Annotated in this window: 14 protein-coding genes; 6 read left to right on the forward strand and 8 right to left on the reverse strand. The window is 53.1% G+C overall.

Going from position 1 to position 15,111, the window contains the following annotated elements; genetic code table 11:
* Nucleotide 1: 1 nt before the first annotated feature.
* The 4 genes from DFR30_RS06435 to DFR30_RS06455 form a co-directional block, all read right to left on the reverse strand.
* Nucleotides 2-364, reverse strand: coding sequence for a hypothetical protein (locus DFR30_RS06435; protein WP_132971873.1), 363 nt, complete (start codon nt 362-364; stop codon nt 2-4).
* A 102-nt stretch (nt 365-466) separates the two neighbouring features.
* Nucleotides 467-2,131 (reverse strand): cytochrome c3 family protein, encoded by a 1,665-nt coding sequence (locus DFR30_RS14275; protein WP_165869114.1) that lies wholly within the window; start codon nt 2,129-2,131, stop codon nt 467-469.
* Complete coding sequence (locus tag DFR30_RS06450) at nt 2,115-3,656, reverse strand: cytochrome c3 family protein (protein WP_207891830.1); 1,542 nt, start codon at nt 3,654-3,656, stop codon at nt 2,115-2,117. Before DFR30_RS06450 ends, DFR30_RS14275 begins: the two co-directional genes overlap by 17 nt.
* 45 nt (nt 3,657-3,701) lie before the next feature.
* A complete protein-coding gene (locus DFR30_RS06455) occupies nt 3,702-4,586 on the reverse strand; it encodes a transcriptional regulator (RefSeq protein ID WP_132971876.1) in 885 nt (294 codons plus the stop codon).
* A 623-nt stretch (nt 4,587-5,209) separates the two neighbouring features.
* Between DFR30_RS06455 and DFR30_RS06460 the strand changes: the two genes are divergently transcribed.
* Nucleotides 5,210-6,436 carry an NAD(P)-binding domain-containing protein gene (locus tag DFR30_RS06460; RefSeq protein ID WP_207891831.1) on the forward strand — a complete coding sequence of 409 codons (1,227 nt, stop codon included), beginning with the start codon at nt 5,210-5,212 and terminating at the stop codon, nt 6,434-6,436.
* Nucleotides 6,423-8,402: an ankyrin repeat domain-containing protein gene (locus DFR30_RS06465; protein WP_165869115.1), complete on the forward strand. Its 1,980-nt coding sequence runs from the start codon at nt 6,423-6,425 to the stop codon at nt 8,400-8,402. The genes DFR30_RS06460 and DFR30_RS06465 overlap by 14 nt, the downstream gene beginning before the upstream one ends.
* An 82-nt stretch (nt 8,403-8,484) precedes the next feature.
* Here DFR30_RS06465 and DFR30_RS06470 read toward each other — a convergent pair whose 3' ends face one another.
* Both DFR30_RS06470 and DFR30_RS06475 read right to left on the reverse strand, forming a co-directional pair.
* Nucleotides 8,485-8,826, reverse strand: coding sequence for a TusE/DsrC/DsvC family sulfur relay protein (locus DFR30_RS06470; protein ID WP_132971879.1), 342 nt, complete (start codon nt 8,824-8,826; stop codon nt 8,485-8,487).
* 144 nt (nt 8,827-8,970) lie between these two features.
* Nucleotides 8,971-9,918, reverse strand: coding sequence for an LOG family protein (locus tag DFR30_RS06475; RefSeq protein ID WP_132971880.1), 948 nt, complete (start codon nt 9,916-9,918; stop codon nt 8,971-8,973).
* Nucleotides 9,919-9,990: 72 nt separating this feature from the next.
* Between DFR30_RS06475 and DFR30_RS06480 the strand changes: the two genes are divergently transcribed.
* From DFR30_RS06480 to DFR30_RS06490, 3 genes are all read left to right on the forward strand, one after another.
* Nucleotides 9,991-10,341 carry a thioredoxin family protein gene (locus tag DFR30_RS06480; RefSeq protein ID WP_132971881.1) on the forward strand — a complete coding sequence of 117 codons (351 nt, stop codon included), beginning with the start codon at nt 9,991-9,993 and terminating at the stop codon, nt 10,339-10,341.
* Between the two features lie 80 nt (nt 10,342-10,421).
* A complete protein-coding gene (locus DFR30_RS06485; RefSeq protein ID WP_132971882.1) occupies nt 10,422-11,447 on the forward strand; it encodes a GGDEF domain-containing protein in 1,026 nt (341 codons plus the stop codon).
* Between the two features lie 27 nt (nt 11,448-11,474).
* Entirely contained in the window at nt 11,475-12,089 is a 615-nt protein-coding gene (locus tag DFR30_RS06490) for an NAD(P)H-dependent oxidoreductase (protein WP_132971883.1), read from the forward strand.
* A 46-nt stretch (nt 12,090-12,135) separates the two neighbouring features.
* On the opposite strand, the gene DFR30_RS06495 is transcribed toward DFR30_RS06490, so the two are convergent.
* Complete coding sequence (locus DFR30_RS06495) at nt 12,136-13,047, reverse strand: GGDEF domain-containing protein (RefSeq protein WP_132971884.1); 912 nt, start codon at nt 13,045-13,047, stop codon at nt 12,136-12,138.
* A gap of 273 nt (nt 13,048-13,320) precedes the next feature.
* Here DFR30_RS06495 and DFR30_RS06500 point away from each other — a divergent pair, with 273 nt between their 5' ends.
* Complete coding sequence (locus DFR30_RS06500) at nt 13,321-14,340, forward strand: thioredoxin family protein (protein ID WP_132971885.1); 1,020 nt, start codon at nt 13,321-13,323, stop codon at nt 14,338-14,340.
* Here the strand turns inward: DFR30_RS06500 and DFR30_RS06505 are convergent.
* Nucleotides 14,337-15,095, reverse strand: a complete 759-nt coding sequence (locus DFR30_RS06505; RefSeq protein WP_132971886.1) for a YciK family oxidoreductase — start codon at nt 15,093-15,095, stop codon at nt 14,337-14,339. The genes DFR30_RS06500 and DFR30_RS06505 overlap by 4 nt on opposite strands.
* Between the last annotated feature and the right edge of the window lie 16 nt (nt 15,096-15,111).

Raw genomic sequence — 15,111 nt, forward strand, 5'->3', positions numbered from 1 at the left:
ATCATTGGTCGGAAGGGTCGAGGAAAACTTTTATACTGCGGTAGTCCGGACCGGGTATAACGTGGTAATGAACGGGCCGGGTGAAATGTATGGTCAGCCAGGGGCCTTCTTTCACGTCACCTTCGTAGACTACTTCGTCAACAGAATACTGTTCAGCACCTTGTGGGCTTATACCTTCACGACCGGAAACACTTTCCCGGTCCACGGGTGCAACCTGAACAGGTTTCAGACGAATGCGCAGTTCTTTGCCTTCGTCAATCGGGAAATGTCCCAGGTAACTGAACAGGAACGAGAGTTTTGCTTCAAGTACCGGTTTTCCGTCCACAACCTGGATTGTCACCTCTTCGAGTACCTTGTTGGGCACGGGAGCAGCGACGGCCGCAGTCCAGGAAAAAACACCTGGCAATGACAGGCAGAGACCTGTCGTTATAAAAAGCCTGCGTAACGTTTTCATCATCACGATATGTCAGTCAAAGCTGCCATCACTGACGCGGTGTTCACCACTTCGACGCTTTTTGATGGTGGTCAGACTGCTGTCTGTATAGGTATGGCAGCTGCCGGAACAGTCACGGAGTTCGCCTACCTTGTATTTGATATCCGGGTTTTCAGACTTCTTGTGCGGCCCGGATTCGTAATCACCCGCGTGGCAACCGGCACAATCCGGCTGATAGCTCGGCGCAGTCCAGGTTACGGTCTGTGCGTTACTGCGATGACACGAGGTGCAGGCCATATTGCTTCTGTGATCGCCGGGATAATTCCCCGAGCTATGCCGGAAGTCAATCGGTGTCCAGCGTGTTGAGTTGTGACAGCTGTCGCATTGCAGTGCAGTCACAAAATGATTACCTGGCTTGCCGGTTGCTGTGCTGCCGTTGTGGCAGGATGAGCAGGACCCGGTGACATTATTGTGGTCAAAGCTTGCCGGTAACCAGGCGCGGTTTGAATGACAGGTGTCGCATTGAGCGCTGGTCTGGGTGTGATTGGCGGTTTTCCCGGTTGCGGTAACACCGTTGTGGCAGCTGCTGCAGGTTCCAGGAGCTACGCTGTTATGGTCGAATACAGCGGGAATCCAGGCGTTGCTTGTGTGGCAATCATCGCAAGTGTTTCCGGACGCGATATGAGATGCCGATTTCCCGGTTGCAGTACTCCCGTTGTGGCAGCTGAAGCAGGTGCCCACAACATCGGTGTGATCCACACGAATAACCGGTGTCCAGCTGCTGCTGCGATGGCAGTCTTCACAAATGTTGCTGGTCTGGATATGTTGTGCATTTTTACCCGTTGCAGTGGTGCCATTATGACAACTGGAACAGTTTCCACTGATGCTGTTGTGATCAAAAGAAGCCGATGACCAGTTGTTGGTATTGTGGCAATCCTCGCACTGGTTACCCGAGTTAATGTGATTTGCCGGCTTTCCGGTTGCTGTACTGTTGTTGTGGCAGGTAGAACAGCTTCCCATGACATCGGCATGATCAACGCGAATGACAGGTGTCCAGCTGCGGCTCCGATGACAGTCCTGGCACAGATTGTTGGTCTGTATATGCCGGGCATTTTTCCCGGTTGCCGTGGCGCCATTGTGACAGCTGATGCAGTTCCCACCGATACTGCTATGGTCAAATACGGCCCCGGTCCAGCCGTTGGTGGTGTGACAATCATCACAGCTGTTACCGGAAGCGATATGCGAAGCAGATTTCCCCTGAGCTGCCGTGCCGTTATGGCAGGAAGTACAGCTACCGAGTACAGCAATATGGTCAATGCGGGTAACCTGTTTCCAGTCACGTGTCGTGTGGCAGTCCAGGCAGCTGTCGGTGGTACGGATATGGCTGGTCGGCATGCTCTCGCCCTCCATCCGCGATGCGCTGTTATGACAGCTGGCGCAACGCGTCGGGGTGCCTTTGAATACACCACGTATATGACAGGCGTCGCAATCAGCAGACTGATGCCCGCCGTCAAGCGGGAACCCGGTGGAAAAGTGATCAAACGTTGTGTCCTTCGCGTAAGCGCCGGCTGTGGCGAACAGTGCCGCGATGAAGGTCAGCGTGAACAGTATGCGCTGCAGCAGGCGGTAGTGCCGGCCCGAAGCCAGAAGGCTGTGACAACGGTAGCGCAGGTAAGGTTGATCAGTTGATATGTACATCGCTGAATCGCTCCGTATTGTGGCATCTGGCGCAGTTGCGTCCAAAACGGCCTTTGTGAATATCATCCGCCCGGTGGCAGCTGTTACAGCTGTTTGCTGTGGCGGGCAGTGCATCTTCGGTCGGTGTGGTATGGCAGTCTTTGCACGACAGGTCTTCATGCGCGCCTTCCAGCCGGAAACCGGTTTGCTCGGCATGATCAAATTGCCAGGCTGACCAGCTGTTCGGGTTGTGACACTGCTGGCAATTTGTGCCGAGTGTCGACTTGTGGTCATCGTCATCACGGTGACAACTGATACAGGACCGGGACGTGTCACGGAACGCCGCAGAGGTGTGGCACTCTTCACAGGGTGCGGTGGCGTGCAGTCCCAACAGGGGGAAGCGTGTCAGATCATGGTCGAACACAATACGTTCTGACCAGCTTTGTGTCTGGTGGCAGCGCTCGCAGGCCTTGCCTTCCTGTCCATGGTGAACATCGTCACCGGCATGGCAGCTCAAGCAACTCGTAGACAGTTCTTCCTGCTGTATATCACCCTGGTGGCAGGCAACACAGGAGATGGTTTTGTGTTTTCCCGTTAGTGCAAAATCGGTTTTCCGGTCGTGGTCAAAACGGGTTGTCGACCAGCTTTTTTCGCTATGGCAGCTATCGCACTGTTTCCCGTAATTTCCGTGATGGGCGTCATCACTGCGATGGCAGGCGATACATTCAGTTTCCGGTTTCTTGTCCTTGACGGGGTCTGTATGGCAGGCTTCACACCGAACCTTTCTGTGTTTCCCACGCAGCGGGAAATCAGTGTCCCCATGGTCAAAATCGGTCTTGTCCCAGCTTTTCTCGTTATGGCAGGTTTCGCACTTGTTGCCATTTGCGCCGGCGTGTACGTCATTAATGGCGTGACAACTGTTGCAACGGTCCGGGGTGTCTTCGTAGCGTTCATTGACATGGCAACTGGCACAACGAACTTTTTTATGCGCCCCAAGCAGCTGGAAATCTGTCGAATCGTGATCGAACTCGAAGCGATCCCAACGGGCAGGTGTATGGCAATCATTACATTTGCTGCCCAGGTTGCCCTTGTGTGGGTCACTTTCCTTGTGGCAGTCATTGCAGGCAGAAGGTGCTTCAGACCAGGTCTTTCCCGCAAGATGGCAGGTAGTACAGGCAATGGTTGTGTGAGCACCTTTCAGGTGAAAATCTGTTTTCGTGTGATTGAATGTTAATGGATCCAGTTGCACGATATCGGCATTACGGCCAAGGTGCTCACTGTGGCAGCTCTTGCAGGTCCTGTTTTTAATACCGTCGATTTGCCCGTGAAAACCTTTGCTGTTCGCGATATCTGCAGAGACTTCTTTGTGACAATCCAGACAAAGTTGTTCCTGCGTACCTTTACGAAAACGCAGGTGGCATTGCGAGCAATCCGATTCGAGTTTTTTATGACCCTCGATAACCTTGCCAGGCATCAGCAATGTCTCGATATCCGCTGCCAGCATGAGGCGCGGAGATGCCAGCGTGAGTCCGGTCAGTGTCATCATGATAATTCGTATCCAGTTACCCATTCAGTAATCTGTCAGCCCCCGCTAGTACATGTGTACCGCGACGACATGCACTACGCCGGATAGCACCAGCATCAGGAAAAACGGGAAGTGCAGTACATGCCAGATAGAAAACAGCCGTTCGTAAAAATGAAATTCTGTCACTTTTCGAACGCTTTCGAGTTGTGCGCCGATATGTCGGAGTAATGTTTTACGTTGTGCAGTCGGCAAGGTTGATGGAACCTGCCGCCATAAAGACAGGTACAGTAACCAGGTCCGGAAACCCAGCGAGCCCAGGGTTAAAAAGCTGCTAATGATCCCCGCCGGCTTTGTGTGCGCCAGTGCCTCGAACTCGCGTACTTGGTTGCGAATCCGGGGGTAGTCTGTGAGGTGACTTTCCAGAGAGCCGCTGAGTAGCTCGGCATGGCGAGTGAGTTCCTCCAGCGTTGCCTTGCGTCCGTACAGGCCATGGTGGATACGTGTGTAGAAGTATCGACCGACCAGACCGCTACCCGCGACCAGCAACATACAGAACAGTGCAATGTTGCTGTTCAGCGATCCAAGCTGGAAACCACTATGGAAGAGAATGCAAACCGGCCCGATAATGCCGAACAGCATGTGGGTGCGAAACCAGAATCGCACCGGTCCCATTCGCCGCATAAAACCCGCATGTTTACGCAAGGGGTAAAGTAGTAATAACAGCATCAGCGTGCCGCCCACGATGCCGAGCGCATACCCTGCGCCATTTTCTGCAGTCAGCGGTTGCTCAATACGGTGTTTCCACCCGTAAGCGATGATCGCGAGGATTGACAGGTACCCCATAGCCAGCAAAATCCCACGCATGCGAGGACGGTACAGTTCGATCAACGAACCGCGCTGCGGTGATGCTGTATCTTTTTCGGTTACGGGTATAACGAGTTCAGCGGGCATGATGTTTTTTACATCCACAGGTCATGGTGGACGGCTCCTGGCTATATAACGGTAGGCAGATTGTCTTTTGAAGTGCGTTTTCCATGCTGCCTATCGCGTCACAAAAATTGGGAAATTACACCCAAGTTGCAATGAATGTGCCAGAATAAGTGGGTCTGATTAGCGGTTTATTCCGCCTAAAGAACTGTAAGTGCTTGTTTTTTTTATGGGCTCAATCTATGTAAACAGCCAATAGAGGTTGAAATTTTGACCCATGTCGGTATTCGGCGACGACAAAACGGTGCAAAAAATAGCGTTTTTAAGGCGGATTGGCCATTCGTCCATCGAAAGACTGTCGGCAGATGAAGACAGGTTTTGTACCAGATTAACGCCCTTCCGGCCGATGAACCGGGTTTCAGGGTATGGCACATGAACTGCAGTGTGTCAGGAACTTTGTGCAGCACATCACATTTTCGGGCGTTATACCCCGATCAATATCAGGGTACAGCGCTGCGCGCCGATGAGTCAGCCGTTACCCGTTTTAACTGGACGCAATTTTCAACGCTACGATGAACGCAACGTTTGCCCTATATTTTTTACCGCTGGCACTTATCCTGCTCTGGTATGTACATCGCGGGCAGAGGTTGCACGCGCAAAGCCTGGCTGCGCTCGAAGAAAACGAACGCGCCGGCCTGACAGAACCTGCTTCGTTGCACCCGGTGATTGATGCTGGTCGATGTATGGGATGTGGTTCCTGCGCCAGTGCCTGTCCGGAAGGTAATGTACTCGGACTGGTAGCGGGCAAGGCGGCATTGATTAATGCCACACACTGTATCGGCCACGGGGCTTGCAAGGAAGCTTGCCCTTTCGATGCGATCACGCTGGTGTTCGGTACCGAAAAACGTGGCGTTGATATACCTGCGGTCAAGCCCAATTTCGAAACCAACATGCCGGGCATTTTTATTGCTGGCGAGCTTGGTGGTATGGGCCTGATACGAAATGCCGTTGAGCAGGGACGACAGGCAATACAATCCATTGCTGCGTATGACGGTGCTGTAAAGGATAATCAATGGCAGGATGTGGTGATCGTTGGCGCAGGGCCGGCAGGATTCTCTGCCTCGCTTGGCGCAATGGAACTCGGGCTGCGTGCGGTAACGATCGAACAGGAATCGTTGGGTGGAACAGTCAGTCATTTCCCGCGTGGTAAACTGGTAATGACCGCGCCCGTAAAACTTCCCCTGGTCGGCAAGGTGTCGTTCACCGAAACCACCAAGGAAACGCTGATGGCGTTCTGGGAAAAGACCGAACAGGAAACCGGCGTTAATATCAATTACGGAGAGCGACTGGAAGAAATTACACCCGAGGCCGGGGGGTATCTGGTACGGACATCGAAAGCATCGTACCGGACGCGTACGGTATTGCTGGCGATCGGTCGTAGAGGCACGCCGCGTAAACTCGGTGTGGAAGGCGAATCCCTGTCCAAGGTGGTCTATCGCCTGATTGATGCCGAACAGTACAGGGGGCAGCATGTACTTGTAGTCGGTGGTGGCGACAGTGCACTGGAAGCTGCAGTGAGCGTGGCAGAACAACCTGGCACCACGGTTGCCCTGTCCTATCGTTCGGGTGCGTTTTCTCGCGCCAGGGACAAGAACCGGAAACGTATAGATGAAGCCGTTGCAAACGGGCGTTTACAGGTTATTTTTAACTCCAATGTGCTCTCTATCAGCGAGTCTTCTGTGACAATTGACCAGGAAGGAAAGACTGTCGAATTACCCAACGATGCCATCATCGTATCTGCGGGGGGTATTCTCCCAACACCGTTCCTGCAAAAAACCGGGATTGAAGTCGAAACACACCATGGCAAGACCTGAACAAAGTCTGTTGAGGCAGGTTCTGTTGTTATGCCTGCTGGTACTGGCAGAACCTGTCCTTGCCGATGCCTACAGCGACGCCTTGTTTGCCATACGTACACGTGACTATACCCAGGCATATCAACTGTTGAGGGAGTTGGGTAACCAGGGGCATGTCGACGCGCAGTACCAGCTCGCAGCCATGTACCGGGCAGGCACAGGTACCGGAAAAGACCACCGTAAAGCCGCTTACTGGTACCGCAAGGCTGCAGAACAGGGGCATGTAAAAGCGCAATACAATCTCGGTGTCATGTATGAAAACGGGTGGGGTGTCAATCAGAGCACAAAAGAAGCCAGACACTGGTTACAGCTTGCGGCTGACCAGGGGCATCGCAAGGCCCGTGCGAGGCTTGAAGGAACACTCGGCGCAAAGGTAGATGAGAGAAAAAAGCAGGCCACCGGGGCTGATCTGCACCGTGCTGTTATAAAAGGAGACAGCGCACGTGTCATTGCGATACTGGAGACTGGTGTCCCGGTCAATGCGCGGGATGCAAACAAGGCGACGCCACTGATTCGTGCTGCCGGGTTGGGGCATGATGCTCTCGTTAAAAAGTTGTTGGCGCAAGGCGCCGATATACATGCAAAAGATGCCGTGGGCGATAGTGCATTGATGAAAGCCACCGCCGGGGGGCATGACAAGGTTGCAAGCCTGTTGCTCGCTGCAGGAGCAAATGTTAATGCCCGTGATGCGGGCGGCAATACTGCGCTGATAGTAGCGACCCGGGCAGGCGAAAAGGAAACTGTAAAAATACTTCTCCGGCAAGGCGCAGATCCCGGTGTGCGTAATCGTAACGGGAGAGCTGCGCTAAATCTTGCAAAAAGCGGAGGCTATACCGCTATCGAGAAGCTGTTGCTTAATGCAGGTGCACAGCTTGCGCCAGTCGCGAAACATGATGAGAGCAAGCGCGTAAGACAATTGGGCGAGATTGCAGCCCGGCGCGGAGAAGATGATATACCGCTGATTGTGGAAGCGGCATGGAGAGGCCAGCAGGACGTCGTGCGCAGCCTGTTGAAACAGGGCATTTCAGTTAATACGCGGGACAAGGAGGGGTATACCGCTTTGGCTCGTGCGGCATGGGGCGGACATGAGGAAATTGTACAGGACCTGATTGCTGCAGGTGCCGATATCAATGCCCGTAGCACAAATGAATCAACAGCGTTATTGCTGGCGGCAAGGCAGGGAAATGAACGTATAGTACGGCAACTCCTGATGGCGGGCGCGACAGATACTGCGGATGAGAACGGTATTACAGCCCTGAACCATGCCATGAAGTCCGGCCAGAAATCCCTTGTCGGGTTGCTGCTGAAGAATGGGTCAACACTGCAAACGGGCAGTACAGGCAAGGTTGGCCCACTGCACTGGGCGACACAAAATGGCGATGTGCGATCAGCAAAAAAACTGGTTGAACAGGGCGCCTGTGTGGACTGCACCGATGATAACGGGCGCGATGCCTTGTGGTACGCAGCTGACACCGGCAACTTGCCACTGGTGAAGCTGTTTATCACGCGGACCGGCAATATTGATCAGCCGGATGGTGATGGCTATACACCTCTTCACCGGGCGGCACTGAATGGACACGACGCTATTGTAGGGTTTTTGCTTGAGCGCAACGCTGATCCGCGTACTTATGCCAGCGGAGGTAACAGTGCATTGATGCTGGCAGCCGGGAAAGGGTTCATTTCTGTCGTCAACCGCCTGCTGGACACGGGTATCGAACTCGATACAAGAAATGCCAGTGGCAACACGGCGCTGATGCTTGCTGCTTCCCGAGGGCATCAGGCCGTTGTTGATCTCTTACTGGAAAGTGGGGCCAATCCTGCACTTCGCAATAGTAAAAGACAACAGGCTTCAGATCTTGCCAGTGATGCCGGTTTCGATGTGATTGCAGCGCATCTCCGGGAACAGGATGACAAAGGGTTCTGGTAGAGCATACAGGGCAGACCAGAAAAAAGCGCTGCGTACCCTGTTATTGCACGCAACGCCTGGTCAAAGAAGAGCGTTTGGTAAATCAGGTGTCGGGTGGAGGCATTGGCAAGCCTGCCAGCTTGCAGACCTCATGAACCGGGTCTTTGGGAAACAGTTTGTAGATATGTCTCTCGTATTCTTTCTGGTCGTGGAATTTATCGCCCTTGTGCCCCAGCGTGCGGATGACAGTGTGCATGGTGGGGTTGCTCAGGTTCTCCTTGTAGTAATCCCGGAAATACCAGATCAGTTCCCAGTGATCGACAAATAGTTCGACCCCGTCACGTTTGGCCAGTGCACTGCTGACCTCCTCACTCCATTCATCCAGATCGCACAGAAAGCCCTGCTCGTTACATTCGATGGTTTTTTTGTTTATCTCAAGATTCATACTTTTACTCCCGTTCTGTTGCCTGTGATGCCATTTCAGGCCGCACGATTTGTTTGTGCGGTTAGTTACAAGGTATAGCAGATAATTACAGAACTGCCATATTGTCAGGATCTTTTCAGGGATATAACGCTAGTGGACGAATGTTTACAGGGGGGTATTGTTGCTGAGATGCCAGCTTTTGATACTGTCCCAGGCTTCCTGTGCTGTTTCTGCATACCAGAACAGTTCGCGGTCTTCCAGGTCAATGACACCTTCCTCAACCATAAAGTCGATATCCAGTACCCGTCGCCAGTATTGTTCCCCGATGAGAACAACCGGTACCGGCTTGATCTTGCGGGTCTGGATCAGGGTCAGGGTTTCGAACAGTTCGTCAAAGGTGCCAAAGCCACCTGGCAGGGCGACCAGCGCCTTGGCGCGTAGCAGGAAGTGCATCTTGCGCAATGCGAAATAATGAAAATGAAAGCACAGTTCAGGTGTGATATACGGGTTCGGGTATTGTTCATGCGGTAGCGAAATGTTTAACCCCACCGTTTTCAGGCCCGCATCGTAGGCACCGCGGTTCGCGGCTTCCATAATGCCGGGGCCGCCTCCGGTCATGACGACAAATTCCGGATTACCGGGGCAGCCGCTGGCATCAGCTACCAGCGAGCCGAATTCACGCGCTACGCTGTAATACCGGCTCTTGTCCTCGATACGTTCGGCAATCGCAAGCCGTCTTTCAAGCTCGCTGTCCTGCGGCTTGTCGGCCAGTGCGCTGCGTAGTGCAGCCACTTTCTGTTTTGCCGCGATTGGCTCAACAATGCGTGTGCTGCCGAATACGACGACAGTGTGTTTTACACCATGCTGCCTCAATAGCAGTTCCGGTTTCAGATAGTCGAGCTGCAGACGAATACTGCGGGTATCGTCCTGCTGCAGAAAGTCAAGATCCCTGTCTGCCGGGGTATAGCTGGGGCTGTTGAGTATGGCCTCTACCATGCCGGGGGCGTCGGGGTCTTCTTCCGGTGACTTCGGGTGGCACCAGGGCAAAGGTTCCTGGCGCTGCTTCGGGTTGGCGGGAGAAGGAATATGTGGTCTATGTGATTTCCGGCTCATATTTAACCTTTGTGCTGAATCATTATTACGATACGTACACTGCAACATTCCGGTATTTGTTACAATGTTCGGATGATAATTTACGATACTTCTCTAGAGACATTTGATAACGATGTACTGGCACGTTCTTATGAAACCCCCGTACTGGTCGACTTCTGGGCAGACTGGTGCGCACCGTGCCTGGTGATTGCGCCTGTCCTTGAACGGCTCCTGAACGACCTTGAGGGCGCAGTTCGACTGGCCAAACTGGAAGTTGATGAAGGTGAAAACATGAAACTCGCCGGTCATTACCGTGTGCGGGGCTTTCCTACGGTCATCCTGTTTCACAAGGGAGGAGAGCTGGGTCGCTTCAGCGGTGCCAGGCCTGTCAGCTGGATACGGCATTTTATCGACGAACATGTTGATCTTGCTGACCCTGTCTGATTCAATGCTGTGAAACTGTTCGTGCTGCCCGATATGCCAGCCGACAGAAATAAAACCAGCTCGTCGGGAAAGGATCAGCTATGCAGTATCAGCAGGATGTAGCACAAGCTCAGGAAATCGCACGCCTGGTATTCCCGTTGATGACCCGGCTGGGCATCCCGATGAATCCTGTCAACTACGCGCTCTGGTATGAGTACCAGCTCGGGCGTATGGAAGAGCTGGTGACTGCGCTGGACAAGATCCAGTGTGGTGATGAGCCCTATGATCCAGAACGGGCCAAGGCGCTGTTCCTGCGCTATGTTGCAACGCCCGGCGTAGAAGCGCTTGAGCGTATTGAGTCCGAGGTGTGTCGCCTGCTCGCTGATGTGGTTCAAATTGTAATCGATACCGGACTGGACCTCGGCAAGTACAGTAATCTGTTACAGAGTTGCAGTACCCGGCTCGAGTCAGCGGATGACCTGCGGTCAATCCGCAAACTCGTGGCAACCCTGAAATCGGATACCGGCAGGGTGGCTGAATCCAGTCAACAGACTGCCGGTACGCTGAAAGCACATGCCGATGAAATTGATCTCCTGCGCGCCGAACTCGACAGGGTCCGGCAGGAAGCTGTAAAGGACCCTCTTACCGGTCTGGCAAATCGACGCGCATTCGATGAAAGGCTGGCCGAGTCATTGGACGATAGTCTGCAACAACTCAGTAAAATCTGTTTGTTGATGGTGGATATTGACCATTTTAAAAAGATCAACGATGAACACGGCCATCAGATTGGTGATAAAATTCTCCAGTACGTTTCCTCGGTGTTGAAGAAAAACTTCAAGGGGAAGGATCTGGTGGCGCGGTTTGGCGGCGATGAATTTGCCGTAATTGTGGAGAATGCACCTATTGCGGGCGTACAGAGGGTTGCCGAGACAATACGCGAGCAGGTCAGTGACAGTACCCTGAAGCGAACGGACACCGGTGAGCCACTCGGGAAGGTGACGGTCAGTATCGGGTATGATTGCCTGAAACCGGATGACAGGCCGGGGGACGTTCTGAAGCGGGCCGACAAGGCATTATACACCGCCAAACAAAACGGTCGTAATCGTGTCGAGCTGTTTCGTCGCTAATGACAAGAATATAACGGAACCTGCGCAATGAAAATCAGTATTATCAGCGGTAGCCACAGGAAAAATTCACAAAGTGAAAAGGTCGCACGTTTTATCGAGCGAACCCTGAAAGACAAACAGTTGTGCGACGAGACCTGGCTGTTTACTCTTGAAGGCAATCCGTTGCCCCTGTGGGATGAAAGTATCTGGGAAGGCAATCCTGAGTGGCAGGCGCGTTTGACGCCAATCTCTACACAACTGGCATCGAGTGACGGTTTTGTCGTAATTGCACCCGAGTGGCATGGACAGGTGCCCGCCGGGTTGAAAAATTTCTTTCTTATGTGGGGCAAGGGTGAGCTGGCACACAAGCCGGCATTGATCGTGACAGTGTCATCGGCCGATGGCGGTGCTTACCCGGTCGCCGAGTTACGCATGAGCAGCTACAAGAACAACCGACTGTGCTATATCCCCGAACAGGTAATCGTGCGGAACGTGGAATCAGTACTGAATGACGACCCGGAAAAGAATAACCCGGATGCGGATGGCTATTTCCGCGAGCGTATCGCCTATGCGCTCGGTGTTTTGAAAGAATACGCGCTGGCGTTACGGGAAGTGCGCTCCAGCGGGGCTGCGAGCCTGGAAGTATTCAGGAACGGCATGTAAAAAAAAATCCCGCCGAAGCGGGATGAAGAGGAGTCACTCGGAAAATTCAGTTATTTGCCGCCATGCAGACCTGGTTGCGGCCATTCTTCTTGGCGCGGTACAGGGCCTTGTCGGCGCGGGTAAACATGGCGGTCGGGTCATCGTTCTGTTTCAGTTCGCTGACACCGATACTTGCCGTAATGCTCAGTGTGGCGCCGGAACAGTCAAAGCTGTTTTCTGCAATGTACTGGCGAATACGTTCTGCCAGCAGATGTGCACCGGCCAGATCGGTATCGCGCATCAGCACCACGAATTCCTCTCCACCGTAACGGAACAGCAGGTCTCCATCACGTTTGCAGGCGTCAACCATGTTGGCGACACACTTCAGTGCGCAGTCTCCGGTTATGTGGCCGTAACGGTCATTGATGTTCTTGAAATGATCAATGTCCAGTACCAGTAATGACAGTGAAGTATCCTTGCGCTGTGCATGACTCAGCTCGCGCTTGAGCATTTCATCGAGTGCTGCGCGGTTACAAATACCGGTCAACGGGTCTTTCTGTGCGAGCTGGATAGCATCTTCATACAGCAGACCGTTACGCAGCGGGTAAAGCAGGCTGCACAGTAATTGCTCCAGCGCCTCGAATTCGGCATCGGAAAATTTCTGGTTGCGACGGAATGTCAGGCTACCGAGCGGCTCATCACCGATGTTCAGGTTATACGAGCAAGCGTGGCGTGCCTGACGCCCCAGCTTCAGATCGATACCCGTATCTTCATTATGATAACGGACGCCATGGTGAACGATCAGTGAACCGACTTCGGCACTGAAAATCTCGATCAGTCGGGTAGGATCCAGGGTTGTCTGAAGGCTTTGTGTTATCTCCAGTGCTTTCTTGCTGGTCAGTTCCTGGAGCACGCTGCGATCTCCCGTTTTTAACGGGTCTTTCAGTAGGTCTGCAGTTTGTGGCAGTAGCTTGTTCATGCTGATATCCAGGTTGCTCGGATGTGTGACATGGCTATTGCGAATTCTGTGCCAATTGTCATTTAAAATAACAAATATAAATTAAAACAATAAGATACATTTAAAGTCGTTTTTGCTATGAGGCTAAACGTCAAAAATACGTCGTATACATCGTCGTCAGATTGCCGGTTTCCGGCGCCAATTTTCCGGCTTTTAAACCGCTTGCAACGTTTGGCTGCTCTAATCAATATGTTCGGATTCGCCACAGGCGAGCAAGCCTGGAGGAAACATGTGATGAAACATGGATTATTGGCACTACTGTTTTTTATGCTGGCCCAGTCAGTCGGTTTTGCCGAGCAAGCATCTGACTATGAAAACCCCGGCTATCACGAGAAACCGGCCTGGTTCAAAAACTCATTCCTGGATCTGCGCGAGGATGTTGCCGATGCTGCCCGGGCCGGCAAACGGGTGATGCTGTATTTCTACCAGGATGGTTGTCCGTACTGCGCGAAATTGCTGGACACCAATTTTGCGCAGCGGGAAATTGCCGAGAATACCCAAAAGTACTTCGATGTGATTGCCATTAATATGTGGGGCGCGCTGGAAGTGACTGATCTCAACGGCAAGCCAACGACAGAAAAGGATTTTGCCACCGAACTCAAGGTGATGTACACACCCACGCTGTTGTTTCTCGATGAGCAGGGTAAGGTGATACTCCGCCTGAATGGCTATTATCCTCCTCACAAGTTCAGTGCAGTCATCGACTATGTCGGTCAGCACATGGAAAAGGAGACCAGCTTCCCGGACTTCTGGAAAGCGCGTTCACCATCCGTGTCCAGCGGGAAACTGCATCGGTCGCCTGACGAGTTGCAACCACCCTACAGGCTGGACAAGCGGGCTTCCGGAAAACCCCTGCTGGTGTTATTTGAGCAGAAAGACTGTGCGGCCTGTGATGAATTACACCAGGACATTCTTGCCAGGGATGAAAGCCGCAAGCTGCTTTCCAAATTCGATGTGGTGTTGCTCGACATGTGGTCAAAAACGCCTTTGACGACGCCTGATGGAAAAAGGACGACTGCGGCGAAGTGGGCAAGGACATTGAATGTGCAGTATGTCCCGACCCTGGTGATGTTTGATTCAGAGGGCAGGGAAGTATTTCGCTCGGAGGCCTATCTCAGAACATTTCATATCCAGTCCGTGCTGGATTATGTGGCATCAGGTGCTTACCGGGAGCAACCGAATTTTCAGCGCTATATCCAGAAGCGTGCCGAAGCACTGGAAGCACAGGGCGTGCATATCAACCTGATGGACTAGCCGGACGAGTTCAGGCTGAACTGCTGGCCGGTTACTTTCTCGCTGTCACTGCTGAGCAGATACAGGAGAGGTTCAATGACTTCGTCTGGCCCGGGTACCTTGCCCGGTGCTTCGCCGGGGTAGGCGATAGCGCGCAGGCCGGTGGCAACCGGTCCCGGGTCAAAACTGTTAAAGCGCACGCTGGTATTGGTTTCCATTTCATCGGCCAGAACCTGCATCAGGTTCTCCAGTCCGGCCTTGCTGACGCCATAGGCGCCCCAGTAAGCCTTGCCGTGCCTGCCAACTGCATCGCTGTTGAATACAACCGAGGCATCATCGCTTTTCATGAGCAGTTCAAGGCAGGCACGTGTCAAGAGAAAGGGGGCATTCAGATTGATCTGCATAATCCTGTACCAGAGTTCGGATTCAAAATGTGCGACCGGCACCAGTGCGCCGAGCATGGCGGCGTTGTGCACCAGGCCATCCAGGCGCCCGAACTCGCGTTCAATGGTTTCGGCAAGCTCCGTGTAATCTTTTTCGCTGGCACCTTCCAGGTTCATCGGATAGATAGCGGGTTGTGCACCACCGGCAGATTCGATCTCGTCATAGACCTGTTCCAGGCCACGCACAATCTTGTCCAGCAGGATCACGGTAGCCCCGGCTGCGGCGCATCGCCTGGCGGTAGCGGCGCCAATACCGGCGGCAGCACCGGTAATCAGGATAATGCGTTTGTCCAGCAGTCCGTCTTGCGGCAGCCAGTTGTCCGGTATATTCATAGCGCGTGATTCCATA

This window comes from Thiogranum longum (assembly GCF_004339085.1).
In the GTDB taxonomy this organism is placed as follows: domain Bacteria; phylum Pseudomonadota; class Gammaproteobacteria; order DSM-19610; family DSM-19610; genus Thiogranum; species Thiogranum longum.

What these genes read in the sequence shown, in the direction of transcription:
- DFR30_RS14275 (WP_165869114.1), bottom strand. Translation starts at nt 2,131, where the DNA reads ATGTACATATCAACTGATCAACCTTACCTGCGCTACCGTTGTCACAGC.
- DFR30_RS06450 (WP_207891830.1), bottom strand. Translation starts at nt 3,656, where the DNA reads ATGATGACACTGACCGGACTCACGCTGGCATCTCCGCGCCTCATGCTG.
- DFR30_RS06455 (WP_132971876.1), bottom strand. Translation starts at nt 4,586, where the DNA reads ATGCCCGCTGAACTCGTTATACCCGTAACCGAAAAAGATACAGCATCA.
- DFR30_RS06465 (WP_165869115.1), top strand. Translation starts at nt 6,423, where the DNA reads ATGGCAAGACCTGAACAAAGTCTGTTGAGGCAGGTTCTGTTGTTATGC.
- DFR30_RS06470 (WP_132971879.1), bottom strand. Translation starts at nt 8,826, where the DNA reads ATGAATCTTGAGATAAACAAAAAAACCATCGAATGTAACGAGCAGGGC.
- DFR30_RS06475 (WP_132971880.1), bottom strand. Translation starts at nt 9,918, where the DNA reads ATGAGCCGGAAATCACATAGACCACATATTCCTTCTCCCGCCAACCCG.
- DFR30_RS06480 (WP_132971881.1), top strand. Translation starts at nt 9,991, where the DNA reads ATGATAATTTACGATACTTCTCTAGAGACATTTGATAACGATGTACTG.
- DFR30_RS06485 (WP_132971882.1), top strand. Translation starts at nt 10,422, where the DNA reads ATGCAGTATCAGCAGGATGTAGCACAAGCTCAGGAAATCGCACGCCTG.
- DFR30_RS06490 (WP_132971883.1), top strand. Translation starts at nt 11,475, where the DNA reads ATGAAAATCAGTATTATCAGCGGTAGCCACAGGAAAAATTCACAAAGT.
- DFR30_RS06495 (WP_132971884.1), bottom strand. Translation starts at nt 13,047, where the DNA reads ATGAACAAGCTACTGCCACAAACTGCAGACCTACTGAAAGACCCGTTA.
- DFR30_RS06500 (WP_132971885.1), top strand. Translation starts at nt 13,321, where the DNA reads ATGAAACATGGATTATTGGCACTACTGTTTTTTATGCTGGCCCAGTCA.
- DFR30_RS06505 (WP_132971886.1), bottom strand. Translation starts at nt 15,095, where the DNA reads ATGAATATACCGGACAACTGGCTGCCGCAAGACGGACTGCTGGACAAA.